22 protein-coding genes are annotated in these 26,519 nt (G+C 57.7%); 11 read left to right on the top strand and 11 right to left on the bottom strand.

Going from position 1 to position 26,519, the window contains the following annotated elements:
• A partial coding sequence (locus HMPREF1868_RS00530; RefSeq protein ID WP_156439396.1) for a VaFE repeat-containing surface-anchored protein occupies nucleotides 1-535 on the top strand: 535 nt, incomplete at its 5' end.
• Between the two features lie 144 nt (nucleotides 536-679).
• On the opposite strand, the gene HMPREF1868_RS00525 is transcribed toward HMPREF1868_RS00530, so the two are convergent.
• The 4 genes from HMPREF1868_RS00525 to HMPREF1868_RS00510 are packed head-to-tail and all read right to left on the bottom strand — an operon-like array spanning nucleotide 680 to nucleotide 3,965.
• Nucleotides 680-1,687, bottom strand: coding sequence for an Abi family protein (locus HMPREF1868_RS00525; RefSeq protein ID WP_197414898.1), 1,008 nt, complete (start codon nucleotides 1,685-1,687; stop codon nucleotides 680-682).
• A gap of 55 nt (nucleotides 1,688-1,742) precedes the next feature.
• A complete protein-coding gene (locus tag HMPREF1868_RS00520) occupies nucleotides 1,743-2,270 on the bottom strand; it encodes a hypothetical protein (protein ID WP_062529443.1) in 528 nt (175 codons plus the stop codon).
• A gap of 28 nt (nucleotides 2,271-2,298) precedes the next feature.
• A complete protein-coding gene (locus tag HMPREF1868_RS00515; protein ID WP_062529441.1) occupies nucleotides 2,299-3,555 on the bottom strand; it encodes a relaxase/mobilization nuclease domain-containing protein in 1,257 nt (418 codons plus the stop codon).
• A gap of 2 nt (nucleotides 3,556-3,557) precedes the next feature.
• A complete protein-coding gene (locus tag HMPREF1868_RS00510) occupies nucleotides 3,558-3,965 on the bottom strand; it encodes a hypothetical protein (protein ID WP_156439363.1) in 408 nt (135 codons plus the stop codon).
• 341 nt (nucleotides 3,966-4,306) lie between these two features.
• On the opposite strand from HMPREF1868_RS00510, the gene HMPREF1868_RS00505 reads away from it, so the two are divergent.
• Genes HMPREF1868_RS00505 through HMPREF1868_RS09460 form a run of 6 tightly spaced genes read left to right on the top strand, consistent with a single transcriptional unit; the run spans nucleotide 4,307 to nucleotide 14,248 of the window.
• Complete coding sequence (locus HMPREF1868_RS00505; protein ID WP_062529439.1) at nucleotides 4,307-4,513, top strand: YlcI/YnfO family protein; 207 nt, start codon at nucleotides 4,307-4,309, stop codon at nucleotides 4,511-4,513.
• A 3-nt stretch (nucleotides 4,514-4,516) separates the two neighbouring features.
• Nucleotides 4,517-6,355: a type I restriction-modification system subunit M gene (locus HMPREF1868_RS00500; protein WP_062529438.1), complete on the top strand. Its 1,839-nt coding sequence runs from the start codon at nucleotides 4,517-4,519 to the stop codon at nucleotides 6,353-6,355.
• The gene (locus HMPREF1868_RS09465) at nucleotides 6,352-7,557 is read left to right on the top strand and encodes a restriction endonuclease subunit S (protein WP_082719446.1); all 1,206 of its coding nucleotides are present in this window, start codon (nucleotides 6,352-6,354) and stop codon (nucleotides 7,555-7,557) included. Before HMPREF1868_RS00500 ends, HMPREF1868_RS09465 begins: the two co-directional genes overlap by 4 nt.
• A 2-nt stretch (nucleotides 7,558-7,559) precedes the next feature.
• Nucleotides 7,560-8,852, top strand: coding sequence for a hypothetical protein (locus HMPREF1868_RS00485; RefSeq protein WP_062529432.1), 1,293 nt, complete (start codon nucleotides 7,560-7,562; stop codon nucleotides 8,850-8,852).
• Nucleotides 8,853-8,861: 9 nt separating this feature from the next.
• Nucleotides 8,862-11,981, top strand: a complete 3,120-nt coding sequence (locus HMPREF1868_RS00480) for a type I restriction endonuclease subunit R (RefSeq protein ID WP_062529430.1) — start codon at nucleotides 8,862-8,864, stop codon at nucleotides 11,979-11,981.
• 5 nt (nucleotides 11,982-11,986) lie between these two features.
• Nucleotides 11,987-14,248, top strand: coding sequence for an AAA family ATPase (locus HMPREF1868_RS09460; RefSeq protein WP_231782242.1), 2,262 nt, complete (start codon nucleotides 11,987-11,989; stop codon nucleotides 14,246-14,248).
• A gap of 267 nt (nucleotides 14,249-14,515) precedes the next feature.
• On the opposite strand, the gene HMPREF1868_RS09635 is transcribed toward HMPREF1868_RS09460, so the two are convergent.
• Nucleotides 14,516-14,686: a hypothetical protein gene (locus tag HMPREF1868_RS09635; RefSeq protein ID WP_156439362.1), complete on the bottom strand. Its 171-nt coding sequence runs from the start codon at nucleotides 14,684-14,686 to the stop codon at nucleotides 14,516-14,518.
• 241 nt (nucleotides 14,687-14,927) lie between these two features.
• On the opposite strand from HMPREF1868_RS09635, the gene HMPREF1868_RS00470 reads away from it, so the two are divergent.
• Nucleotides 14,928-15,353: a helix-turn-helix domain-containing protein gene (locus HMPREF1868_RS00470; RefSeq protein ID WP_062529426.1), complete on the top strand. Its 426-nt coding sequence runs from the start codon at nucleotides 14,928-14,930 to the stop codon at nucleotides 15,351-15,353.
• Between the two features lie 891 nt (nucleotides 15,354-16,244).
• Here the strand turns inward: HMPREF1868_RS00470 and HMPREF1868_RS00465 are convergent.
• The 4 genes from HMPREF1868_RS00465 to HMPREF1868_RS00455 form a co-directional block, all read right to left on the bottom strand.
• Nucleotides 16,245-16,436: a helix-turn-helix domain-containing protein gene (locus tag HMPREF1868_RS00465; RefSeq protein ID WP_062529424.1), complete on the bottom strand. Its 192-nt coding sequence runs from the start codon at nucleotides 16,434-16,436 to the stop codon at nucleotides 16,245-16,247.
• A 397-nt stretch (nucleotides 16,437-16,833) separates the two neighbouring features.
• Nucleotides 16,834-16,962, bottom strand: coding sequence for a hypothetical protein (locus HMPREF1868_RS10080; protein WP_255353927.1), 129 nt, complete (start codon nucleotides 16,960-16,962; stop codon nucleotides 16,834-16,836).
• Nucleotides 16,963-17,042: 80 nt separating this feature from the next.
• On the bottom strand, nucleotides 17,043-17,534 hold the full coding sequence (locus HMPREF1868_RS00460; RefSeq protein ID WP_062529422.1) for an AlbA family DNA-binding domain-containing protein: 492 nt from the start codon (nucleotides 17,532-17,534) through the stop codon (nucleotides 17,043-17,045).
• 76 nt (nucleotides 17,535-17,610) lie between these two features.
• Nucleotides 17,611-17,817 carry a helix-turn-helix domain-containing protein gene (locus HMPREF1868_RS00455; protein ID WP_062529420.1) on the bottom strand — a complete coding sequence of 69 codons (207 nt, stop codon included), beginning with the start codon at nucleotides 17,815-17,817 and terminating at the stop codon, nucleotides 17,611-17,613.
• A gap of 245 nt (nucleotides 17,818-18,062) precedes the next feature.
• Here HMPREF1868_RS00455 and HMPREF1868_RS00450 point away from each other — a divergent pair, with 245 nt between their 5' ends.
• Nucleotides 18,063-20,048: a hypothetical protein gene (locus HMPREF1868_RS00450; protein ID WP_156439361.1), complete on the top strand. Its 1,986-nt coding sequence runs from the start codon at nucleotides 18,063-18,065 to the stop codon at nucleotides 20,046-20,048.
• Nucleotides 20,049-20,832: 784 nt separating this feature from the next.
• Here the strand turns inward: HMPREF1868_RS00450 and HMPREF1868_RS09450 are convergent.
• Together HMPREF1868_RS09450 and guaA are read right to left on the bottom strand one after the other, a co-directional pair.
• Nucleotides 20,833-21,345, bottom strand: coding sequence for a hypothetical protein (locus HMPREF1868_RS09450; RefSeq protein WP_231782219.1), 513 nt, complete (start codon nucleotides 21,343-21,345; stop codon nucleotides 20,833-20,835).
• A gap of 4 nt (nucleotides 21,346-21,349) precedes the next feature.
• Nucleotides 21,350-22,942, bottom strand: a complete 1,593-nt coding sequence (gene guaA / locus HMPREF1868_RS00445; RefSeq protein WP_062529416.1) for a glutamine-hydrolyzing GMP synthase — start codon at nucleotides 22,940-22,942, stop codon at nucleotides 21,350-21,352.
• Between the two features lie 239 nt (nucleotides 22,943-23,181).
• Between guaA and HMPREF1868_RS00440 the strand changes: the two genes are divergently transcribed.
• Together HMPREF1868_RS00440 and HMPREF1868_RS00435 are read left to right on the top strand one after the other, a co-directional pair.
• A complete protein-coding gene (locus tag HMPREF1868_RS00440; protein ID WP_231782218.1) occupies nucleotides 23,182-24,636 on the top strand; it encodes an LCP family protein in 1,455 nt (484 codons plus the stop codon).
• A gap of 21 nt (nucleotides 24,637-24,657) precedes the next feature.
• On the top strand, nucleotides 24,658-26,118 hold the full coding sequence (locus tag HMPREF1868_RS00435; protein WP_062529413.1) for an LCP family protein: 1,461 nt from the start codon (nucleotides 24,658-24,660) through the stop codon (nucleotides 26,116-26,118).
• Nucleotides 26,119-26,519: the final 401 nt, after the last annotated feature.

Below are 26,519 nucleotides of genomic sequence, written 5' to 3'. Positions count from 1 at the left end.
CGGCGACCACGAGGCCGTGGCCGACGACTCGGTGTCCATCGTGGACTCCGTCTCCTACACGGGCCTCACGCCCGGCAAGGAGTACACGCTCACCGGCACGCTCGTGGACAAGGAGGCCGGAAAGCCCATCCAGTCGGACGGCCGCGACGTGACCTCCACGGTCGCGTTCACGCCAGAGGCCCCCAGCGGTTCGGTGGACGTGACCTTCGAGTTCGACGGCAGCGCCCTTGGCGGGCACGCGGTCGTCGTGTTCGAGAGCCTGAAGCAAGACGGGGAAGAGGTCGCCTCCCACGCCGACATAGACGACGAGGGGCAGACGGTCGAGCTCGTGCCGCCAGAGACCCCTCCCGCGACGCCTCCATCCGAGGAGCACGACGGCGGCAAGCTGCCCCAGACCGGGGACACCGCCTCCCTCCTACCCGCCGGACTCGCCACCGCAGCGGCGGCCTGCGTAGCGGCAGCCGTGGCTATCAGGCGCGGGAAGGGCGTCGGAGCCGATGGGGAGGTTGATGACGAGGCTGTGGTCGAAGCCTGAAGTCGGCTGCCAACACCCATAGACACGAAAGGAGCGCGCATCGCGAAATCCCCGGTGCGCGCTCCTTATTTGCCCATAAAAAACTAGAGCGAGGCCCAGTGGGTCCCGCCCTTACAAAACCCTAAGGTTTTCCATGTGTCTGTATTATGAGCCGTTGGAGAGCCAAATGTCAACCAGCCTCCAGATGAAGTCGAAGAACGACACAATCCCGTCGTTGGCGCGGGAGAGCACGCCGCAGCCCTCGGCGTAGCGCCTTACCTCCGCGAGGCGGGCCGCGTGCCTTTCCCTCGTGGACTCTCGCGTGCAGAATTCCCTCACCGAGTAAAGCGTGGCGGCGATCTGAGCGACCCTGAGGTTCCTGAGCTTGGCGCGCCTCGACTTTGTCTTCGTCATGCCGTGTTCTGAAAGCGAAGTTGTGACCGCCCTGGACGCTTGGTAACCAGCTCTCTCGGCGCTAATCGAGAACCCGTTCACGATCAGGCTGTTGTGTGCGCAAGCGTTTCGGAGAGCCTTGACGCTCTTGAGGACGTAGTGCTCGTCTCGCATTTCCTGCTCGTTCCACCTCCCGGCGCAATAGCGCCAGAGGTCGACGAGCACGCCGAACTCGGTCACCTCAAGAAACACCCAGATGGGATACCCGCTGGCGTAGTGGGCGATGAGGTCTCCGGAGTACTCGTCGTGCGCCCGACCATCGCCGCCCCTGGCTTTGAGGGCTCCCTCGATTCGAGCACGTTGCTTCGAGCTGATCGACGCAAGGTAGTCGGAGACGATCGCGTAGCCGTCCTCGTTATGCTCCTCGTACATGCGTAGCAAGCGCACCTTGGCAAAGTGCTCGACATCTATGGTCGCGGAGAGGAGCGTCTCGCGCAGGCGCCGGTCTATCGCGGAGAGCTCCACCAGGTCCTTAAAGTCGAGGTTCACGTAGTCGCCAGGGTTGTCGCCATCGACCTGGCGGAAGTAGAGCTTCCTGTAGGCCGCCGCCCTGAGGTAGTTGTTCACATCCGAGAGGTATGCGACCGCATCTTGCTCGGAGCAGAGCTCGAACGCCACGCCCCTGGACTTCAGGTGCTCGACAAGCTGCTCAGCCGTGAGCATCGGCTTTCGCAGCCTCATGTCTCCCACCATCTTCCCTCCCATCTTCACATGTTCCATTCTACCGCCCATGTCCCAATCTCACATCCACCTGAACACGGCCTTGAACAACAACCTAGTGATCCTCAAAACGGTTCTCATCGTCAGCTCCTTCCATGTCTTCCTGACGGTCATCAGGAACTGAAGTCCTGCGCTGCATCGTGGCCACGCGCTCGTAGCCGCTCTCCGAATATCCGATGGCCTCGCAAGGGTCACATTCGTCGTCCGCCGCGAGGTAGTAGTCGTGCGTGGCCACCGCCGCCGGGTTGGTGCGCCATGCCGCGTCGGAGGCTGCCTTCAGCCTCAGCGCGTCCATGAACTCGTCCCCCTGGCGCAGAAGGACGTCCTCGCCGTCGACGCTCACCTTGATGAGCGTCTTCAGGTCCTCCTCGTCGGCGAGCACGCAAGGCCATCCGTCCCTGCGCCGCGCCACGGGCAGGCCGTGCGGGTTCGTGTCGCCCTTGTAGGCGTCAGCCGCCTCGTAGTAGAAGAGGTCGAGCCAGAGCGCCCTGCCGCCTCGCGCATCTGCGACCTTGAGCGCGTAGTCCGTGAGCACGTTGCCCTTGAAGAGCGACGAGTCCGTCAGCGTCGCGGTATCGAACACGTCGAGGTGCCCGGTGCTTTAGTAGGTCTTAACGAGCATCTCCGCCCCTTCCGTCGCGGTTGTCCCTCTGCTTGCGTGGCGCCTGCGGCTCCTGCTGCCGCACGTCGCCGTCTCTATTCCTCATCCATGCGGGCCGGTCCTTCTCCCAGGGCCTTTCTGGCGCGCGGGCGCGCCTCTGAGCTCCACGTGCGCCGTGGCGGGGAAGGAGCCCCTTCTCGGAGACGTAGGCCACGGCCTCCGCAGCCCTTGCGGCATCCAAGCCCTCGGGCAGGCGTCCCATCGCATGGGCGAGGTCGTCCACACTTCTCGCCCCCACCGTCTCGCACACAGACACGGCGTCGGCGAGACTGCGCAGCTCTCTGATGTCGCCGAGGTCGCATGCCTCGCGGGCAAACTCGTAGAGCCTGCGCTCCGTAGCGTCGGCAAGCCGACCCGCAGCTCCTGCCGCGAAGCGCCTCTCCAGCGACTCGCGGGAGAACGACAGGCCGAGGCGCTCGCCGCCGACCCTTCTCGTAGGCTGTTCCGCCAGGGCGTAGACCCAGTCGCGATGCGCGGCCTTGGCGGAGTTCTCCGAGACCGTGACGCCCATGGCGGAGAGCACGCTCTCGAACTCGCCCTCGCTCCTCGCCACCATGCGCGCGATGGCCACGCGCGAGCGGATGTCGGAGACCCAGGAGTACGCTCCCTTGGAGGCGAGCTCACGCTCCGCGCGCCCGCTGTGCATCCGCTGACGCAGCCTCGCCGTGCACGTCCGCCTAGAAGCGGCGGGGTGGGGCGCGTCCTCGAAGCACGAGAGCCCCATGTCGCGCGCGAGCTTCTGCACCGAGCGCTTGACCGCCCTCGGGTCGGGCTCCTGGATGCGCCGTCCCGTCGCGAGGTTCGTGTTGTTGACGACGACATGGGCGTGTGGGATGCGGCCCTCGTTGTCGTCGTGGTAGACGATCGCCACCTCGTAGTCACCGAAGTTCTCCTTGGCCCACGCGGTGGCGAACCTGCGCAGGCGCGGAAGCTCGATGCCGTCTGTGGGGTTCGGCGAAAGTATGTAGTGCTTCCACGTCCGCGCGCGGTGTCCGTTCCAGGCGGCATCGTTTCCGAAGGCAGCGCGCGTGCGGTCCATCTCGCGCCACCAGTCGATGCGCCCGTGGTCCTCGAGGCCATTCCTCACCCCGGAGACCGGGGCGTCGATGTTCAGGAAGTCGGTCGCCAGGGCGCGTCCGCCCCTCTCGAGGTAGCGTTGCACGGCACGGGCGCTCGTATGGCCGGATATGCACTTCACGTAGGGCACGGCTACACGCTCACGATCGCGTGGCTACAGAGATCATGCGTCTCCTCGCGCAGCTGCACGACGGTGACGTTCAAATCCTCCAGGTTTCCCGCCGCGACGCTCAGCAGCCGCTGCGCCTCGTCGGTCCTGAGGCTGCCGCGCTCGGCGTAGTAGGCGATGCGGTTGAGCGCGTGCACGGCCTGGTTGTAGTGGTTGCCCCAGCGGCGCATCTCGCGCTCGAGCCTACCTGCGGAGGCGCGGTCGAGCACCACGGCGGTGCGGGCGCCTTCCACCGTGCAGTCGGCGGGCAGCTGGATGAGCACGCGAACGAGCTGCGAGACGGTGAGGCCGTTTCGCGACGCGAAGTCGAGCGCCCGGTCCTTCTCGCCGGGCGTGAGCCTCACGTATACGCGCTCGCAGCGTCCGCTCATCATCGTTCCTCGTCTTCAGGGCAGGTGCTCGGAGGGCGCCTGCCTCCCAGGGGCGCGGGGCATCCCCCGCAGCGTCATCGGCCGGAGGGCCGCGACGCTCGGTCGCAAGACGGCCCCCACGGCAACGCATACGCTAACGAAGGGTTTATTGCCGCCACCGACCCAAGCCCTATGCGTGCGCCTTGTGCGTACGACATAGGAAGCTTGCTACCGTTTGGATTGTACCACGAAACAGCACGAAATCGTGCTGTATTTGGCCGATGGCTTGCGCCTGCTGTCGCAAGCCGGTGATAAAATATATTGCAAATGTATTGTATTCCGACTCATACGGAGGCCGGGCGATGAAGTACTCAGACCTCGTCGAAAACGGGGCGACGGACACCGAGAAGCAGGAGTTCCTCGTGGGCGGCGACATGGCCGCCATCACGATCAGGATTCCCGAGAACCTGCGCGATGCGGGCAAGGAGGCTGCCGCCCTCAAGGGCGTGAGCTTCAGCGCCTTCATCCGCATGTGCATGATCGAAGAGCTTACGAAGAAGGGGCAGTAGCCAGTGGCAGACATCAAGAAGCTAGAGAAGGAACTGTGGGAAGCGGCAGATAACCTGCGCGCCAACTCGAAGCTAACGAGCCAGCAGTACTGTATGCCGGTGCTCGGCCTCATCTTCCTGCGCTATGCATGGGGCCGCTTCAAGACCGTGGACGCCCAGATCAAGGAGAGCCGCGCCCATGCCACCGGCAGGCAGGTGCCCATCGAGGCTGCCGACTACACAAAGCGCGGCGCGATGTTCCTTCCCGAAGAGGCGCGCTACGACTACCTGTTGAACCTCCCCGAGAACGAGACGAACATCGGCAAGCGGGTAAACGACGCCATGACGGCGCTGGAACGCCAGAACCCCCAGCTTGCTGGCGTACTGCCCCGCACCTACACGGACCTCGGCAGCGACCTGCTCCGCGAGACGCTGCGCATCTTCAACAACCCCGCCCTCGACGAGGACGGCGACGACATCATCGGCCGCATCTACGAATACTTCCTGGGCAAGTTCGCCCCTGCGGTCGCAAGTGACGATGGCGTGTTCTTCACCCCGAAGTCCCTGGTGCGTATGATCATGAACGTCATCGAGCCGAGTCACGGCACGATGCTGGACCCTGCCTGCGGGTCGGGTGGCATGTTTGTTTCCGCGAGTGACTACATCCGCGAGCACGGTGGCAACCCCATTGAGTCCATGACCTTCTACGGTCAGGAGAAGGTCGAGTACAACGCCAAGCTCTGCCTCATGAATATGGCCGTCCACGGCATGAACGGCAAGATCAAGAGCGGCGACGAGGCGAACACCTTCTACAGCGACGCCCATTCCCTCGACGGCTCATGCGACTTCGTGGCGGCGAACCCTCCCTTCAACGTGGACAAGGTGAAGTCCGAAGACGCCATTGCCGCAGGCCGCATGCCGCTCGGCGTCTCGGGCATCAACAAGAAGGGCGAATTCAGCAACGGCAACTACCTGTGGATCAACTACTTCTACTCGTATCTCAATAAGACCGGCCGCGCCGGCTTCGTCATGGCGTCATCTGCCACCGACTCGTCCGGCAAGGATCGTGGTCTTCGCGAGACGCTGGTGAAGACCGGGCATGTGGACACAATGCTCTACGTGGGCAACAACTTCTTCTACACGAAGAGCCTGCCCTGCACGCTGTGGTTCTTCGACAAGGGAAAGCCGGAGGAGCTGCGCGACAAGGTCCTCTTCATCGACGTTCAGAACTATCATACGGTAATCGACACCACGCATAACGAGTGGAGCCCTTGGCAACTCAAGAACCTCTCCGCCATCGTATGGCTCTATCGCGGGCAGACGGAGAAATACTCCGAACTGCTCGACGAGTACTGCGCGGAAATACGCGATGCCTCGGAAGCGATTGACGATGAAGATGCCAAGAAGGCGTTGGCAAGCGTCACCTCACTCGGTGACTTTCCCGCAGCGCATGAGGCTCTCGCCTCTTTCATCGAGAAGCGCAAGGAGCAGGTGAAGAAGACGGTCGACGCCGCGAAGCCACGTGAGCGCAAGCTCCTTCGCGAGAGCCTTGCGGAGGAAATCTCCCAGCTTGAGGAGCGTCTCACCGTCATAGACGAGGTCCTGTGGCTCACAGAGAAGTTCGGTGCGGGGACGTATGCAGACGTACCTGGCCTGTGCAAGATTGCCACGCAAGAGGAGATTGAGGAGAAGAACTGGAGCCTGACGCCCGGCGCGCACGTTGGGGTGCCGCCCCAAGAGGATGACGGCGTGGACTTTCACGAGCGCATGGGCGAGATTCACGTCGAGCTCAAGCAGCTTCAAGCAGAGAGCAACGAGCTCATGGATACTATCTCTCGCAACTTCGAGGAGTTTGGGCTATGAGTTGGTCACGGGTTGAGCTTGGAAAGGTTTGCTCCAAAATTGGCAGTGGTGCGACGCCAAAGGGCGGGAAGTCCGTCTACATCGATTTTGGTGTACACCAGATACGAAGTCAAAACATACATAACCTGCAGTTCGATTACGGTGGTTTAGCATGCATTACCAATGACGCGGCCAATAAATTGTCAAGCGTAACGGTAGAGCCCAGAGATGTTCTATTGAATATTACGGGTGACTCTGTTGCTCGCGTATGTCAAGTGCCAGAAAACGTATTGCCTGCACGCGTTAATCAGCACGTGGCAATTGTTAGGCCAGAGAATAATCAAATCAGACCCGAGTTTCTTGTTTACTATTTAGCTTCGCCCTTGATGCAGTCATGCATGCTTCAACTTGCTAATGGCAAGGGTGCATCAAGAAATGCATTGACAAAAGAAATGATAGCTGCCTTCGAGGTACCGTGCCCGCCTTTAGAAATCCAAGATGCAATTGTTGATGTCCTTTCCGTGTACGACAACCTCATCGAGAACAACCGAAGGCAGATAAAGCTGCTTGAGGAGGCCGCGCAGCGTCTCTACAGGGAATGGTTTGTTTTCAATAGCGAAGTTAACAGCTGGCCAACGAAGAGCTTGCTCAGTGTGACCGATATTGTACGTGGACGCTCCTATACCTCTGCGAATCTCGTTGATAATGGAAGTCTGCATCTCGTTAACCTCAATAACATACGTGCTTATGGTGGTTGGACTGATGGGGCAGATAAGCCTTATAACGGCGATTTCAAACCTGATCAGATCATTCATTCCGGCGACATTTTGATGGCCGTAACTGACATGACAAAGGAACGCAGACTTGTTGGCCACGTTGCCATTACGCCGAGCTCAGTTGATGGAGCCTTGATTTCCATGGACCTTATTAAACTTGTACCGAAAAAGATTTCAAACCTCTACCTTTACGCGACCTTGCGATTCTCAGGCTTGTCTCATTACGCTGCAATGCTTGCTAACGGAACAAACGTGCTGCATTTGAAGCCGGAAGCGCTTGTATCTGTCGATATCCCGATTCCTTCCGACGAGCTCCAGAATAAGTTTGCGGGAATTGCTGAAGCCATCCTTACCAAAGTTGAGACTCTGCGCAGTCAAATCAATATGGCTCAAGAGGCGCGCAATCGTCTCCTTCCCAAGCTCATGTCTGGCGAAATCGAGGCCTAAGTATGAATGCAACTAAGACTTTTCAGATACACCTCGACCCGGATCTTATTGAAGAGTTTAACGCGACACTGGATGCACACGAACACATCTCCGAACAGGTTTCGTTCGTAGAGAAGGCGTTTACTAACAAGAAGTATCGAGGGGTACCTGCATGGGACTGCATCTGCACTTGCGTGCACCGAATACGAGATACCGTAGGCTACCTAAATGACCAGACGCTTGGTGTAATGGAACATGGAAGTGCTTTCAACTTCATAAACTTCATCAACAACGCCTCCGTTGTGCTCAACAGCATCGACATGCTGGCAGATGTTTTTGGCGTGGATTTGAGCAAGGAGAACGCACGTACCGACGCCTTCCACATGCCTGGCAGCGATGGCAAAGGTACGGACAGGAAGTACTTTGAGTTCCTGCGCTCGCTCTGTGCCGTGCACCCCACGGAAACGAACCGCTACAAGGGCATGTACCATAATGCCGATATCGTCACTTGCCCCTACGTAACGTGGGTTAGAGGGCCCCTTCTTGAATTTGCATGGAACTGTGACTTGCATGGGCATGCATTCACCAACGACGCGAACAGCTGGGGCGAGGACATCTTCATCCACATGGATCAGGTGTTTGCGCATATCAAATACCGCTATAGCCTTCTCAACAAGATCGGCACGGCACTAGAGCGATTTCAGGAAAGCAAGATTCAGGAGTTCCGAGATACGCCCGTTCCTGATCGAGCGGAAGACGAACCAGAAGCCGAATTCATCGAACGTCTCAAGCAAGTCGAGGCGGAACGTTTCGGTACGAACAATGATTTCGTATACGACTTCGCAAAGAGGGCGGTTGCGTTCGAGCCATCCAACCCTGCAAACCATGGACCCGCAGAAAGGTATGCAAATGCCTGGAGATTTGCTCTGGGCTTGCAGTTGAACGTGCTGCGAGACATGTCCCGCGAGGGCCCAGAGCACGGGGGCATCGAAGATGACGATAGTGGTTGGGTGCTGTTTGAGAACCTCGGTTACGCAGACAGGCGTTGCAACGAACTCGACGGATTTGACTACCAACTTGAGAAAATCGGCTATCTGGATGGAACGAGCGGGCCAAGCGATGCTGCGTGGGGCAGGCTCAAGCTCAAAGAGATCGAGCCTGTATTCCGCCCGTATGTGACTATGGATTTGGCCAACGACAGCGATGAGGAGCTGTACATGCTCTCTCGCATTGCGCTATATGAGATTGCGCTCCGTCATGATGGCTGGATTAGCCAGATGATTCCGCAGGACAGGGCATATAGAGGAAGCGTTTAGGGTGCTGTCATGGGAAAGAATCGCTATTCAGAGGAAGAAGCCGTACAGAAGCCTGCCGGCGAGCTGCTCCACAAGATGGGTTGGGAGCTCGTCTATGCCTACGACAACGAGGAGCTGGGACAGTACGGCACGCTCGGGCGCAACAGCTACCACGAGGTGGTGCTGCGTCGCTATCTGGTCGATGCGCTCGTTGAGTTGAACGAGTGGCTCGAGGTCGAGGAATGTGAGCAAGCTGCCGATGCCCTCATGGCAACGCTTGCCACGGATACGCTGCTTCAGACCAACGAGAAGAAGTACACGCTCCTCCGCAACGGTATCCCCGTCGAACGCGAGATGCCAGATGGAACCAAACAGACTGAGTATGCAGCCATCTTCGACTTCGAGCACCCCGACGCCAACCGCTTCATCGCGGTTGAGGAGCTCTGGGTGGACGGGCCGCTGCACCGTCGCCGCTGCGACCTCGTGGGCTTCGTGAACGGTATTCCGCTCATGTTCATCGAGTTCAAGAGGCACGACAAGGACGTGCGTCGTGCCTTCGAGGACAACTACACCGACTACCAGGATACCATCCCCCAGATCTTCTACTTCAACGCGTTCGTGATGCTCTCGAACGGTCTCGAGGCGAAGGTCGGCACGCTCGGCAGCCCCTATGAGTTCTTCAACGAGTGGAAGCGCCTCGCAGAGGGCGAGCCGGGTAGCATCGACCTGGAGACCATGCTGCGCGGCATGTGCAACAAGGCAACCTTCATGGACCTGTTCGAGAACTTCATCCTGTTCGACCACTCGTCAAGTACGACGGACAAGATTCTTGCACGCAACCACCAGTACCTCGGCGTTAACCGGGCGGCGGAGGCCTATAGAAACCGCGAGCTCAAGGAAGGGAAGCTCGGCGTCTTCTGGCATACGCAGGGCTCCGGCAAGAGCTACTCCATGGTGTTTCTGGCGCGGAAGATTCTGCGCAAGTTCACGGGGTCTCCCACGTTCGTCGTGGTGACGGACCGTAACGAGCTCGACAAGCAGATCGCGGGCACCTTCGCCAACTGCGGCTGCATGGAGACGTCCGACCCGGGAAGCTACGTCGCCACGAGCAGCGAGGACCTGGTTCGCAAGCTCAAGGGCAACCCGAGCTTCATCTTCACCCTCATCCAGAAGTTCAACAACCCCGACGTCAAGCCCATAGCGCCTGACCACGACGTCGTGATCCTCTGCGACGAGGCTCACCGAACCAACAACGGGGTCCTCGCGGCGAACATGTGCCGCCTCTTGCCGACAGCATCCAGAATCGGGTTCACGGGCACGCCGCTCTTCGCCAACGACAACATCACGGCACGGACGTTCGGCGGGTACATCTCCGTATACGACTTCGCGACGGCGGTGGAGGACGGCGCAACGGTTCCCCTGTACTACGAGAACCGCAGTGACCTACTGCACATCGAGAACCCCGAGATAAACGAGGAACTGGCAAATGCCGTTGAGGCTGCCGACCTCGACGACGCGCAGCAAGACAAGCTCGAGCGCGATCTCTCCCGCGAGTACCACATCGTCACCAGCAGCAAGCGTTTGGACACCATCGCGAAGGACTTCGTCGAGCACTACTCGGGGCTCTGGGAGTCCGGCAAGGCGATGTTTATCAGCATCGACAAGGTGACGGCGGTGCGCATGCACGATCTCGTACAGAAGTACTGGTCGGAGGCTATCGAAAAGGAAAAACGAGCGCTTAAGGGAGACTCGCAGCAGGAGGCACTCGAGCGGCAGCGCAAGATTGACTGGATGCGCGAGACCGAGATGGCCGTGGTCGTGAGCCAGGAGCAGAACGAGATCGCCCGCTTTGAGAAATGGGGCATCGACATTAGACCCCATCGCGAGAAGATGGAGACGCGCGAGCTCGACAAGGACTTTCGCGACCCTGATAACCCGTTTCGCATCGTCTTTGTTTGCGCCATGTGGCTGACCGGCTTCGACGTGAAGCCGCTATCCATCATGTACTTCGACAAGCCTATGAAGGCGCATTCGCTCATGCAGGCAATCGCGCGTGCCAACCGCGTGGCAAAAGGCAAGAGCAACGGCCTCATTGTCGACTACATCGGCGTCGTGAAGGCGCTGCGGCAGGCGCTTGCCGACTACACGCGTGACCCGTGGGGTACGCTTGGGGATTCTCCCGTTCTGGACAAGAGCGAGCTTATTGAGAGCGTCTTACAGTTGCTTGCCGATATCGAGGGCTTCCTCGCCGAGTGCGGCTTCGAGCTCGAGTCTTTGCTGACGGCCGATGGCTTCGAAAAGCTCAACATGATAAAGTGCGCCGCCGATACAGTCTCCGCTGGAGACGAGATCAAGAAGCGCTTTGGGATCATGGCGCGATCGCTTTTCAAGTTCTTCAAGTTCATCGAGCGTGGCGATGTATCGCGCGATACATGGGCGCATCGCGATGCGATAGACGCCATCTACCGGGAAGTCATGAAGCGCCGCGACGTCGCGGATACGGGCGACGTGATGGTCCAGCTGCAGGCGATCATCGACGAGCACATAGAGGTGAACGAGGTCGACAAGTCTGAGCCAGCGAAGTTCGATATCAGCGCCATCGACTTCGACCTTCTACACCGCGAGTTCGAGAAGAAGACCGAGAAGAACCTCCTCTTGAGCGACATGCGCGCGGTGATAGAGCGCAGGCTCGAAATTGCGCTGCAGCAGAACCCTACCAGATCCGACTTCTTCAAACGGTACGAGAGCATCATCGATCAGTACAACAAGGAGCAAGACCGAGCGACTATCGAGGCAACGTTCGAGGCTCTGATGAAGCTCTCCCAGGACCTCGACGACGAGCAGAAGCGCTATGTGCGTGAAGGGTTCACCAGCGAGGAACAGCTTGCGGTGTTCGACATGCTCTACAAGGACACGCTTTCGAAAGAGGACATCAAGAAGGTGAAGAGCCTCTGCGTGGAGCTGGTCGAGAGCGTCCGGAAGCGTCTTTCTCAGATGTCGCATTGGACCGAGAAGCCCGAGACCTTGGCCGAGGTGGACACGCTCATACGCGACGAGCTCTATAAGCTTCCAGAACAAAGCTATCCGGACGACTCCATCACCGAATATCGTACGCGGATTTTCGATTACTTCTATTCAAGGGCGGCGTGATTGATATGGGAACAAATCTGACATGGGGTATCGCACTCAAGGGGTTTGGATTATTCGAGGAACAGTTGAATGCTGAGCTCAAGCTCAGTGCTTCAAAGGTTGCTATTTATGCAGGAAATGGTCAAGGCAAAACTTGTATCAGTCGACTATTTCGCATTGCAAATCAAGACTGCACAACCAGTGTTAGCGACACGATTATTAATCGTGCTGCCTCAAGTGGCGAGTTTGAGTTCTCATTTACCAGAAAAAACACCTCTGGATCACTGTGTATTAAGAAAACCCGTAGAACTAATCTATCTGTAAAGAATGGTACAGGATATATATTTCATGTTTTTAATACCGACTACGTTAGGGATAACCTTCAGTCCCAACATTACGCAATCAATGGTGATGCGTTTTCTGGCTATATTGTTGGCAGGGAAAATATCGATGTGTCAGACAAAAAGAAGCTCTTGAACGAGCTTGGCGAAGAGGACAAGCGCAAGCGAGATGCGATAGATAGCGCAGTTGTTCAAGTGCAGTCTGAACTCAAGGGTTATAAACTGTCCCGTCTAAGCGAATATAAGACACTGACGACAGAAAACATTCTCACCTTAGAGAACCGTGCCAATCGATATAACGATGCGCTTGCGAAATTTAACGCTCTGGCGAACCTACCCGATGACATCCCGACGCTTGCTGGGCTTGTTCTCGACGACAGTGCGATATCGTTTGATGCGCTTGAGGAAATTCTGGCGACTTCGTACACAAGGGAGAACTTCGCAGAAGATTTTGCTGACTCTATGCGTCGTAAGAGGGCTTTTATCGAACGGGGCCTGACATATATAAAAGAGGCTGAGGCGAATGATTGTCCATTTTGTGGCAGAAGCTTTAATGATAATGCCCTTCAGCTCATTCATACGTATGAGGAGTATTTGAAGGGCCAAGAAGCTAAGACTGTAGCTGCTATAGATGACCAAATTAATGCATTGAAAGAGTTCTTGGGCACCTATAAATCTTTCTTTCTCGACTATCAGGCGAGGGCGGCTAAATACGATTCTCTAAAGAGCGCGTTTGATGACGTTGCGCAAGTCTCACTAGAGAAACTTCCCGAATGCTCTGCTGTGGAGAATTCAATAAACACAATCAATGACGCTCTGAGCAAGAAGAAAGAGGATATCTCAATAGTTCTCTCATCGGACGGCGTAGCGTCCTTAAGAACTTTGCTCGACAGCATACGAGAGCACGTTTCGAATGCGGAAGAGGTTTTCAATTGGTTCGATGTGGCTGCAAGTAATCTCAAGAAAGAGATGTCTGATGCTAAAAATAAGCTATGCATCGAGGGAAAATATAAGGTACGCAATGAATGTGACAAGCTCATTTTGGAACGTGCGAAAATTCTAGACCAATACAAAGCACTTGACGCGGAAATAAAGGAAGCCGAGTCTAAAGGACGGCGCCCCAAAAGGCAGGTTGTCGCCGATATGCTCGCCAACCTTGTTCACAGCGTATTTGGCACAAGATATGTCTTCAATCCAGATGGCTTCACTATTTCTCTCGGCGACGCGGAGCTCGGGGATGACGCGGAAGACATAATGAGCGATGGCGAGAAGTTTGTTCTTGCGTTCTGCCACTATGTGGCCTCGACATGGAGCCTGCTTGAAAGCAATGATGACGCGAAGAAATTGTTCTTCGTAATCGACGACCCGATTTCGAGCCTCGACTATCGTTATGTTTATAGTGTTGTCCAGGTCATTAGAGATTTTAATGTGCTATTTGATAAATCCGGTAATCTGAGAGTGCGGTTCCTTCTGCTGACTCACAACAGCGCCTTCTTTAACATGCTGGCGAGGAATAAAATCGTCCAAGATCTCTATACACTACATGACGGCAAGATAAGCAAATGCGACAAGCGCTATATCACTCCTTATAGTGAGCATCTGCAAGATTTGTATGATGTCGCAATTGAAGGTAGCAGCCCGACACATACTACGGGCAATTCGATTCGGCAGGTTATCGAAACTCTTTGGCGTTTTGACAATCCCGCAGAGCCCGATTTGCTCCATTACCTCAATGCGAAAGAATGCAGCGACCTTCGTAAGTGTGAGTTTATCTATACGGTGTGCAATGACCAGTCACATGGTGCATCGATATTCGATAGAGATCAACCGCCCGACGATAAAGCAATAAAGCGCGCTTGTCTAGCTGTGCTGAACCATTTGCAGGATCGTTATCCTGGTCAGCTCATCGCTTCAGGCCTGGAGTTCAAGACGGGTAACAACAAGTAGAAGGACAGTCATCATAGCTTGCAACTTACCCTGCCCCGAGCCCGAAGACCCGGGGCAGCCGCTTTAGGCCCTACCTTCTGTCGTTGAGGACTTTCTTGTGATGGCGCAGAAATACCTTCTCGGAGCCGATTACTAGAAGGCTCACAATGTCGTAACGGATGCTGGTGAGGCCCTCCACCTCGCCGAGGCCGAGGTGGAGGGCCTCACCAGCAGTCGGACCTATAATTATATTCTTTTTTCTTCGCTTGCGGTCGTTGGGGCACGACATCAGATGCCCGACCTGGTCGCGTCGAAGGCGTACGCCATCTCACCCTGCTTGTCAGGGAAGGGGTGCACGTAGCGGAAGGTCACGTCCAAGCTCTCGTGGCTCAGTCGCTCGACTATGACCACGGCAGAGAAGCCTATCTCTATGAGAAATGATGCGTGGTTGTAGTGCAAGTCGTGGATACGGATGCGCTTGACGTGCGAGCTAGCAGTCGCGCTTGATCTTGTGCCGCGAGTCACCGTTGTAGTCGCGGCACCGCACCTGCGTCGTCCACGTTCCGTTGGGCTTCATCCTCACCGACATACGCCGCTCCTCATAATCATTCCATAGGAACAGCACATGTTCGTGCTGTCAATCGATTACGCACGGAAGCGTGCTGCAATATCCTGTACACATACGTTTTCAGGAGGAAAGATGACGATAGGCGCGCGCATACGCAGGTACCGCAACGAGGGCGGCATGACGCAGAGAGAGCTCGCTAACGAGATGGGCCTCACCGAGTCCGCCATACGCAACTACGAGCGGAACATCAGGACGCCCAGCGACCAGCAGATAGAGCGCATAGCCGAGGCCCTGGACGTCTCCGCCGACTCCATACGCGAGATAGGCGTGAGCGGCGCCCGTGGTGCCCTCGAGGTGCTGTTCCGCTACGAGAAGGAGCTGGGCCTCGTGCCCGTCGTCACCGAAGACGGAGTGGCCGTGGCGCCCGACCCCGCGAAGGAAGGCTCACGGAAGGCGGCGCAGGCCCTCAAAGCATGGAAGCGCATGAGGGACCAGCTTGCCGCCGGCGAGATAGACGAGGACGACTACGAGACCTGGAAAGCCCGTTTCATGGGCTAGGGCAGGGCATATAGCTCTTCAGGGGACGCTTCGACGTCCCTTTTCTTTGCCCGGAATCGTCACTCTCGCATTACTATTGCCGGTTTTTAGGGCCGAAAAAGGGCCCGAAATCGCCTATTGCACACGGTGTTGAGAGTGACAGACGGCCTTCCGAATACCCCGAAAGCGGCCCGGAATTGCCGGAAAACGCGGATTTTAGCGATTTGTCACTCTTCACTCCTACCTGCGGTTTTGCAAAAAGGAAGGCCGAAAAGGCGGGGTGCCTACAAAGTGACTACATGGGTCGGGTCAAAATAGGCTTGCGACTAAAAAACGCGATGAAAATACTCTTCTCGCTTTGGCATGTTTTTGCATCTAGTCGCTTCTCCTTGCAACGGGTCGCAACGTGTCACCCCTACGCGGTGGAGTGAAGAGTATTTCCGCAGGTAACCACACATGAGATAAGCCCCGAAATCCGAGGATTTCAGAGCTCATTTGCTTTTGTCACTCCCCGAAAGTCCCGGTGGCTTTGTCCAATACAAAGCACTAGTTGCAAGCCACTGCGACTAGACGCGCAGGATGAGACTAGATGAAATGGGCTATTTCCCTATTCCCACTCGATTGTTGCAGTTGTCCGTGCGGTCTTATCTGATTCCATCTCGTGTTACCTCGTCCGCCTCGTACCGCTTCGTCCAAATCATTCTCGAATCAGCCGTTGATCTGTACGAAAAAGAATAATTGCACCTTTGTTGGGAAAACGCGGTTCTCGGACTTGATTATTCCCCGAAATCCCAGCGAGAGAAATAACGTGTGGCTTAAAAACCGGCCTCTTTTCCCGAATCAACCTCTAGTCCGCCAGCGTGCGAATCGGGCGCAAGGGGCAATCCGCACTGCAGGCAGGAATCCGAGTCCCTAACTCTCGAAGGGCTTCCTCGCCGGCACGAAGCGGTACGCGCCCCTTCCACGCCCGTCTGCGCTATTCACGAGCCCTGTCTCCTTGAGCTTCTTGATAAGCTCGAAGGAAGATCGCCTCGACAGCCCTGTCGCCTTGGACACGTTGCCCCAGTTGAACTCCTGCTGGCCGAAGACCACCGAGTACAGCATCACGGCCCTTCGCTTTGTGACCGGGGCCAAGCCGGACTGGGCAAGCGCGCTTTCGAAGGGCAGCAACGCGTTTTCGTTAGAGTGCGAGTTGTCGGTCGAAAGTGTGGGTTTTTCCGGGCTATAGTGCGGGTTTCGACCTTCGGTGCGGCTTCTGCACTCCCTGGTGAGGCATTGCCCTCAGCGTCGACTCCGGTGAATGCGTTGTTGCGGTGGAACACGAGCGTGGTGCCGTTGGCCAATGAGCGCCTCGTACACGGCGTCGCGCGGTATCTCGGGGATCTCGTCGCGCGGCCCTGCCTTTTTGACGAAGCGCCTCCGCGTGTTGTTCAGGACGTAGAGCTCCGCCTTGCGAACGAGATCGAAGACAGTGCCCTGCTCCTGCTGAAGGTCGAGAATCTCAGCGCGCGTGGGTCGCGAGCACGCCCATCTTCAGCTGCACGTTCCTGGACGGGCAGAAGAGCACATCCGCCGCGTTCGTCATCCGTCCGCCCGCCATGAGCTCGAGCCTCTGGAGGACGTCTTCCACGTCGGTGAACTCGAGGGATATCCGCCCCGCGTCATTTTCGCGTTTCACGTATGCGCGAAGGGTGGGCTCGTCGACGTCGGCTATGTCGCGGCGGGACGAGCGCTCTCGTCCCAGGTGCCCCGCTTGTCTTCCTGCCTTCTAATCACGGAACGTACCTGGTCGGGGTCCATCTTCGTGTCCTCGTCAGCGACGCGGATGAAGAACACCTTGTTGGATGCATACGGGGCGTTGTCGCCCGAGAACTCGACTCTGACGCACGGTCTGCCGTCGAAAACGGCCTTGTCAACGGAAAGGTCGAACGAGGGGCTCACGCGCTCGCGTATGACCTGGCTGACCTTCCGCAGCGTCTTGTCGTTCACGTCCTGTCCGACCACGGTGCCGTCGGAGAGCGTTCCGAACCAGAGGACGCCATGCTTGTTGAGGATCGAGGCGACCGAGTCGGCGCCCGCCTTGAGCTCCGCGGTGGTTTCCCTGCGCTCGATGTATTCGTTCTCTGCTTCTAGCTTTAAAGCTGATCCGACCTCTTCCGGCCCGCTCTCGACCATATGTCTTACTATCGTATTATCCGCCATTGGACACGGCCTTCCAACGTGATGTTTTATGACGGATGCATTAGTTGTCTAGAATCCGCCTCTTTTCCTGAATCGACTATGCGAAGTCAGTCGAGGAGGCTATGCCTGCTGAGGCAGCTTGGGCACATAGCGGGGCCCTGTTCGCCTTTACCTCCCTCGACACCGCCGACGTGCTGACGCCTATCGCCCTGGCCATCGCCGCGAAGCTCTCCCCGGCTTCGAACCCCTGTTGAATCCCGATTCTGTCCTCGATATCCATGTGCTTGTTCTTTTCCCTTGGCATGACTTCCTCCTTCTCCCGCGCCTGGGGATGCTCGGAGAATATGCCATGGCCTCGGTCAGGAAAAGGCGGCAGCGAAACCGCTGCCGCTGAAGAGGCGAGCGCAAAGAGTGTTGCGTTCAGTTATTCAATTAACGCGGGGAATTCAGTGCGTAGGTGATTACTTCTTACCCGCGAGAAGCTGTCGTGAGAAAATTTGGGAAAGCCAACATCTTGATTGACCGTCTTGATCGAATCGGAGCATAGCAATGCCTATCGACTTCAATGAAAACCGAGCTGAATACTTTCCTGCGCCCGATCTTGCAGCGTCGTACTACTTCGAACGGGCTGGCGAGGTTCTGGAAAAGTGGACCATACGGGATATTGTGACCGTAAACGATGCCATAGAGGTGCATCAGTGCAAGTTAATTGTAGAGACATATGGTAATTTTCTTGAAAGCACGAATCCCACAGCACTAGTCGAGTCAGCTGGAAGGCTTTTTGCCATTGCTTGCGAAGTGGTTTCGGGCCTTATCGAAAGCAAGGGCCTTACGACAGTCTTTGATGGTGTTGAGTTGCAGTACACGGAACATTTCTGGGAGTTTCTCGCCGCGGCAAACCTATGGGGCAATGTGCCGGACAAGAGCTTTGGTATTCTGCTCAATGCTTTCCCGAATCAGATCCCACGTCTTCTGGGATATCAGCAGGTGGTGAATCGGTATGATGCATTGCTGACAGGGGCCATGCTAACCAATGCCCGCATTTCAGCAGAGGCCATCATCGGCGCTTTCGCCGTGAAAGACAATGAGGGCAAATGTCTCTACCTGCCGCAGTCGTTCTCAAACGCCGGAATTGACCAAATAATGCTGTCATATCTCGGCGGCACTCCTCCAGAGATAAACCTCAACCATGTTCGCGTCCTTGCCAGCTGGCCCTCAGGCGCAAACGGAAAATACAACCCATCTCCCGAGGTGAGAGTTACGGCGCAGAGGCGTGCCAGATCCTTGGAGAAGGAAATATTTCCCGACCCAAATGCCGGCGTGCACTTTGGTTCGGGGGTGCAGTTCTCGCCAGAACAGAGAGCGTGCAAGAAAGCGACGTACGAGGATGGCATTCTCAATCGCACGTTTGGTCTGGAATGGCTTCAGAAATATACAGACCATGCAACCGTGCTCAACAACTTCCTCTATGTCTTCGACTTCGTAGGAAGAGACGGCATACTGAATTGTTCTTCCCATAAGCGGACCGCATCCACACTGCAAAAGATCATGGGCCTGCATCCCCATGACGAGTACCAGATGACACTTGAGGCGAGAATGGAGAACATGGCCGTTCCAGGAGAGATCCTCTTGTACGAAAAGCTCTTGCTCGAAAATGAAACAAGGCTCGAAAACGCAATCGAGTGGTTCTTCAACGACTACATCAAGGACGAGTTCGAAGTCGAGGGCTTCAGCATCAGTCTTCCGACCGAGGAAACATCTTGGCTGGACAAGTGCAAAGCAATCGGCCCCGAAATCGAACGCGCGCTCAAGGCGTTTAAGTTATATGCTGAGAATGGGGCTATAGATACTGGCTATTTCCCGTACGTGACCATCAAAGACTTCAGGGAGGTTCCCTCGCTGCTTGACAGGAAATACCTTGTCGAAGGCGAGGAATTCGGGCGTCCCGCCAACTTACTCCTCAGCGACAAGTCGCCGCTCGCACACTCTCCCACGCATCCAAAAGATGGCAGCGGGTTCTACAGGCTGGTGACGCGTTCACACCTTACGGAAAATGATTTCCATGAGATTTATCATCCCCAACTAATGCATTTAATCAACAACGGATTCGCGGAAACCGACAACGACGGTGTGCTGCACCTGACCCTGCGGGCGCATCTTATCGCACTGATGTGGAGACGAGGGGCGGCAAGGCTTTGCGATTTCGCTCACTATTCTGAGCAGGTCGAGAAGCTGGCATCAGAAAAGGTTATAGCATACTCGGACACCCTGTTCTCGCCAGATGAAGCGGACTACCTGAGCTACCTGCTCAATAACGCGAAGTTTAGCAACGCCCTGGCACTGAGGAATAAATACGACCATGGGTCCGGCTCTGTATCAGACTTATCCGAGAAAGAGATGATATCAGACTACTGTCTCATGCTGGCAGCGTTGATAGGCCTTGTACTTAAAATCAATGAGGAGCTGTCGTATACAACCGGTAAGGGTGGTCTTGACACTCACGACCTGGTCGACTGGCCATTGCTAGAAGAATGAAGGTCGGACGAGGAAAGAAAGCCGCGCCGAAAACTAAACATAGGCCAGGGACGTGTTAGTCGGTGGCAACGCGTCGCATAGCCACTTGAAGTGAGTATTTTTGCAAGGCCGAAGGTAGATACATCTGAACAGCGGAAACCCTGAGCTCAACGTACTACTGACCATATGGTCACTGTCGCAGGCGTCTTCCTTGTGTTGTGGTTTGACACTTGCAGATTTGCAGTCTATATCTTCTATTGCCACCACACATTCTCTCATCGGTTGGGTAACCGCTACTGTCAACACACGGGCTCGACTACACACGAGCTGAAACGCTGTATTGAAGAAGCGGCTTTCACATGCCGATTTTCATTTGGGGGAAGCTCGAGGAGATGCGTCATCTCGAGTGATTTACTGGGTTATCGCCTAGTCTTTGCATGTTTTTCTACCGTTTTCACAATTCGCTTTGCACCGTCCAAGGACGAAAGCTATTTGCGGAGCGCTTGCACTCTTTCGATTTTTGCCCATATCTTTACACTGGTGCAAACAAAGAATTTCCAAATTATCTTGATCGCATATCCCCTTGGACCTTTAATACAAATGTGAATGCGTTTCTGGTTATTGACGAAGGTGGGATTTCCCCGCAACAACATATAAAAAGTCGGTACCGATGAAAAAGTCTCGTCACTCCTCTAAGCAGACTTCTTGTTGGACCCAATGTAGTCATCAATGTCATTTACGGTCAGACGAAGCAAATCGCCTTCTGCGATTCCATGCTTTAATCCCATGTCTTTTCTGAGTTGTATCAGGACTTTTTCCATTCCGAACAACAGATCATTGGGGTTGCTAGGCCCCTAGATGAAGCGACTCGCCAATTCCCCCAAACCTTAATCGCTTTGGAAGAGCCCCAAAGGGTCAACTCCTTAGTAAACTGATTAAATAAATTGATTAACTCTTCTTGGGTAAATTCTTTTCCTGTTTTGGTTTGGGTCTGGAAATCGTAGAACATCGAGATGAGTTGCATATAGGGTTTTTCACGATGCATGCGCAAATACTCATTTCTTTTCATGATGCTGTTTGCGATGCTGCCTGAGACATACGTGATCACGGACACCGTAGCCGTTATCAGCGCAACTACAATCGCAGAGTCGAGAGCCGAAAGAGACGAGAAAAAGGCTGTGACTCCAGGGGCTGCAAGGGAAATCAAGACCGCGATGCCACATACGACGATAAGCACAATTGCAAGTAGAACCAGCAGACCTTTTATTATCGGCAATACTTGGGAAGTCATATTTTTCCCGTCATCGACATGACTCATCCGCTTATTCCCACTCAATAGTCGCGGGCGGTTTGGGCGTCACGTCGTAGACGACCCTGTTCACACCGGCGACCTCTCCCACGATGCGGCTGCTAATCTTGCCCAGCACCTCGTAGGGCAGCTTCGCCCAGTCTGCGGTCATGGCGTCGCTGGACTCCACGGCACGCACGATGATCGGCCTCGCGTAGGTGCGCTCGTCTCCCATGACCCCGACGCTCTTGATGTCGGGCAGCACGGCGAAGTACTGCCAGCAGCTGTGCTCGCTGTTCCTCTCGCCCGTCTCCTCGAAGAGTCGTGCATTGTACGCGTCCAGCTCCTCGCGCACGATGGCGTCGGCCTCGCGCAGGATGTCCAGCTTCTCGGGCGTGACGTCGCCGATGATGCGGATGGCAAGGCCGGGGCCAGGGAACGGCTGCCGGTACACCATGCCCGCCGGCAGGCCCAGGCTCACGCCCAGCTCGCGGACCTCGTCCTTGAAGAAGTGGTCCAGGGGCTCGATGAGGTCGAAGTGCACGCCCTCGGGGAAGGGGATCAGGTTGTGGTGGCTCTTGATGGTCGAAGCCTTGCCGCCCGTCTTGCGCGCGCCGCTCTCGATGATGTCAGGGTAGATCGTACCCTGGGCCAGCATCTCAACGCCACCAATCTTCTGGGCCTCCTCGAAGAAGACCTTCCAGAACTCGGTGCCGATCAGGCGCCTCTTCTGCTCGGGCTCGGTGACGCCGGCCAGCATCCTGGCGTAGCGCTCCTCGGCGTGCACGTGCACCAGGGGCACGTTGAACTGCTCGCGGAACACCTGCTCCACCATCTCGGGCTCGCCCTTGCGCAGCAGGCCGTGGTTGACGAAGACGCAGGTGAGCTGGTCACCGATGGCGCGGTGCACGAGGGCCGCGACCACCGAGGAGTCGACGCCGCCAGAGAGCGCCAGGATCACCTTGCGCTCCCCCACCGCCTCGCGGATCTCTGCCATCTTCTGCTCGACGATGTTGTCCATGGTCCAGCTGGCCTCAAGCCCGCAGACGCCAAAGAGGAAGTTCCTCAGCATGTCCTGGCCGTGCTCGGTGTGGCGCACTTCGGGGTGGAACTGCGTGGCATAGAGGTTGCGCTCGGGGCACTCCATGGCGGCGATGGGGCAGGTCTCGGTGCTGGCGGTAACCACGAAGCCCTCGGGCACCTGGCTCACGGCGTCGCGGTGGCTCATCCACACGGTCTGCCCGCCCTCGGGCGTGCCGTCGAGGATGTGCGCCTCGCCCTTGCGCACCAGCGTCGCGGGACCATACTCGCCCTTCTCGGTGTGGCCGACCTTCCCACCCAGCTTGACGGCCATGATCTGCTGGCCGTAGCAAAAGCCCAGGATGGGGATGCCCAGCTCGAAGACGGCGGCGTCCATGTCAGGCGCGTCGTCCGCATACACGGAGGCGGGGCCACCGGACAGGATGATGGCGGAGGGGGCCATCTGTCTCAGCTCGTCGGCGGAGATGTCGCAGGGAACGATCTCTGAGTAGACGTGCAGGTCACGCACCCTACGTGCGATCAGCTGGCCGTACTGGGCGCCAAAGTCGAAGACCGCGACGAACTGTCCTGGCCTGGTAGCCTTCATTGCTGCTCCTGTTCTGTGCATGGGTTCGTGCCGCGACGCCGGACGGTGCGACGTCGCCATCGGTGCTGCTTTTTTCCGGTTCATTGTAGACCAGCGCAAAGGCCGCATAGGACGCCCGCGCGCGTTTGTGTGCTTCATGCGCGGGCAGGCCGCTGCGTCTATTATTAGGTGGTTACATGGAGGAATTCATACCCGGATTCCCTGCCCAAAGAAGCACGGTCAACGGTAAAGGAGCCCCCTTGGCCAAGAGCAGGAGTTCGCTGCCAGAGCAGCTTGGCGCCCAGGAGCTCTCGCGCGAGGGGTCTCTGGAGCACTACTCCCGGATGCGCCGCTCGCGTCGCCGCCATGCCGCCGTGCGCGTCGTGCTCGTGACCCTGCTCGTCGCCATGGTCGCGCTGGGAACCACTGCCTGGGCCTACGTCAGCAACATCAATGCCCAGCTCAACAAGGGCGTGAACAAGACCCTCTCGTCCGTGCTCAGCGACCACGAGGCCGGCGACCCCTTCTACATGCTGCTCCTGGGCATCGACAAGGACGAGTCGCGTGCCGGAGGCTCCGAGTATGGCAGCTCCGACAACGCGTATCGCTCCGACTCCATCATGCTGGTGCGCATCGACCCCCAGAACAAGAAGGTCACGCTCGTCTCCATCCACCGAGACACCCAGGTCAAGCTCGGCTCCAACGGCACCCAGAAGATCAACGCCGCCTACTCCATCGGCGGGGCGGCCTACGCCACCCAGGTCATATCGGACTTCGCGGGCGTGCCCATCTCGCACTACGCCGAGGTCGACATGGACGGCCTCGCTGCGGTCGTGGACCAGGTGGGTGGCGTCACCGTCGATCTGCCCGTGGACGTGAAGGACCCCGACTACACCGGCCTCGACCTCAAGGCAGGCCAGAACACCCTGGACGGCAGGACCGCGGCCCTTCTCTGTCGCGCCCGCCACGCCTACGACGTCTACGGCGACGGGGACCGCTATCGTGCCGCCAACCAGCGCATCGTGATCAGCGCCGTGGTCCAGAAGGTGCTGGCGAGCAACCCCCTGACGCTCGCGTCCACGGTGTCGACCCTCGCCGGCTACGTCACCACCGACATGGACGTGTCATCGATCGCCAGCCTCTCGACCCAGTTCCTTGGCATGGACGTCAACAGCGACATCATGAGCGGCATGGAACCCACGACGCCGGAGTACGTCAACGACACCTGGTACGAAATCTGCGACACTGCCGCCTGGAAGAAGATGATGGACCGCGTCAACAGGGGCCTCAGCCCCTACGAGGACGGCGACCAAGACCTGGCGAGCGACGCCTCGGCGCGGATCGGCGACAACAGCTCCAACGCAAGTTCGACCGCCGCGACCACCCAGGGTGATTCGACAGGCGAGAAGAACGCCTCTACATCCTCCGACGTCGAGCCCAGCTACTCGGGCGACGTGCTCGTGCTCAACGGCACCCACACCGACGGCCTTGCGGGCAAGACTGCGGATAAGCTGGACGGGGCGGGCTTTGGCGCCAGCTCCGGTAACGCCGGGGCGAGCGTTCAGACCACGACCATCACCTACACGACGGGCCACGAGGCAGAGGCGGCGGGAGTCGCGCGGACGCTCGGGCTCAAGGTCACATACAAGGAGAGCAACGACAGCCAGTACGACGGCTACGATGTCGTGGTCACCCTTGGGGTCGACTACGAGTAGATAGCGATGCGGAGCTAGCCCATGCGACATCTGAGGAACAGCGACCAGGAGCAGGCCGAGGGACGCGCCAGCAGGGGAAGGCGCTTCGCCGGCGGGCCTTCCGCAGACATCCTCTCGAGGCGCAACGCCCTTCCCTACTACGCCAAGAAGCGCGCCTCCGCCCGCAGAGGCAAGGTGCTGCGCGGCGTCCTCGCCAGCGTGGCCGTTCTGCTCGTGGCTGCCGCCGTCAGCGTCTGGGGCTACGTCATCAGCATCAACGGCAAGCTGGGCGCCGGCGTGACCAGCGAGCTTCGCTCCGTCCTCACCGAGACCAAGTACAACGAGCCCTTCTACATGCTGCTCCTGGGCGTCGACAAGGACGAGGAGCGCACCCAGGACTCGCAGTACGGGGCCGACAGCAGCAACTACCGCACCGACACGATCATCCTTGCCCGCGTGGACCCCCAAAACAAGAAGGTGACGCTGGTCTCCATTCCCCGCGACACCTACGTCGACCTGGGGGTCAACGGCAAGCAGAAGATCAACGCCGCCTACTCCTATGGCGGCGCGGCCTACGCGACGAAGGTCGTCTCCGAGTTCGCCGGAGTCTCGATCTCCCACTATGCCGAGGTGGACATGGACGGATTCGCGGCCATCGTCGACCAAGTGGGAGGCGTCACCGTCGACCTGCCCGTGGACGTCAAGGACCCCGACTACACCGGTCTCGACCTCCCCGCGGGCGAGAACACCCTGGACGGCCAGACGGCCGCCCTCCTGGGACGTACCCGCCACGCCTACGACAACTACGGGGGCGGCGACTTCTACCGCGCCGCCAACCAGCGCATGCTCATTGGCGCCGTCACCAAGAAGGTGCTCTCCAGCGACCCCATCACCATGGCCAACACGGTCTCGACCATGGCGGGATACGTCACCACCGACCTCGACGTCTCGTCCATCGCGGGCCTTGCCTCGCAGCTCATCGGCATGGACGTGGACGAGGACATCTACTCCGGACTCTGTCCCACGACCGCCAAGTACATGAACGACCTCTGGTACGAGATCTGCGACACTGCAGCATGGAAGGTGATGATGGACCGCGTCGACCAGGGTCTTCCACCCTACAGCGACGCCTCGCAGGACACCACCGCAGGCGTGGCGGGGTCGGTTGGCAAGAGCTCGGGCGGCGACTCCGTCACCGCCTCGAGCGCAAGCGAGGAGCCCGTCTACTCTGGGAACGTGAGCGTGCTCAACGCGAGCGGCAAGAACGGCGCTGCGGGCAACGCCGCCAACAAGCTCGTAGGCGCGGGCTTCTCGGCCATGGCGGGCAACGCGGACTCCAACTCGGACACCACGCGCGTCATCTACAACGCCTCGTCGTCGGCAAAGGCCCGTGGCGCGGCAAGGACGCTGGGCTTGGACGACTCCATCATCGAGGAGAACGACGGCAGCTGGAACAGCAGCGTCGACGTGGTCGTGGTGCTGGGAAGCGACTACAAGTCCTAGTGCCGCGGTCAAGGAGGACTGGTGCCCCCCAGGGATGGCGGTTCTCTTACCCGCTGTGACACGGGGAGTCTCTTGGTCTCCGCAGCAAGCTAGGACGAGCCGGGGGTTAGCCGGCTGGGGTCAGCTGCGGAGTTTTTCTCTTTCAGGGGCCGCGACCGATCCAGTCGCGGCCCCTCTCCACCGCCCAAGCGTCGAGTGCGCAGTCTGAAGGCTTCAGCTTGCGCACTCGGCTTCCGGCCACCTGGCCCTTCGTGGCGAGAGGGGCGGTCTTCGCCGTCGAGTGCGCAATTCCGGCCTTTAAGCTTGCGCACTCGCGAAGCAGGGACGAAGTACAGGCGAATCATAGGTCACTCTTTTTTATACTAATTGCCAGTTAGTATAAATAAGAGTGACTATCAGAC

The sequence above is a fragment of the Olsenella sp. DNF00959 genome, from assembly GCF_001553055.1.
GTDB classification, from domain to species: Bacteria; Actinomycetota; Coriobacteriia; order Coriobacteriales; family Atopobiaceae; genus Olsenella_I; species Olsenella_I phocaeensis.
The sequence above is the reverse complement of the archived record's forward strand: the minus strand, read 5'-3'. Positions and strand labels throughout refer to the sequence as shown.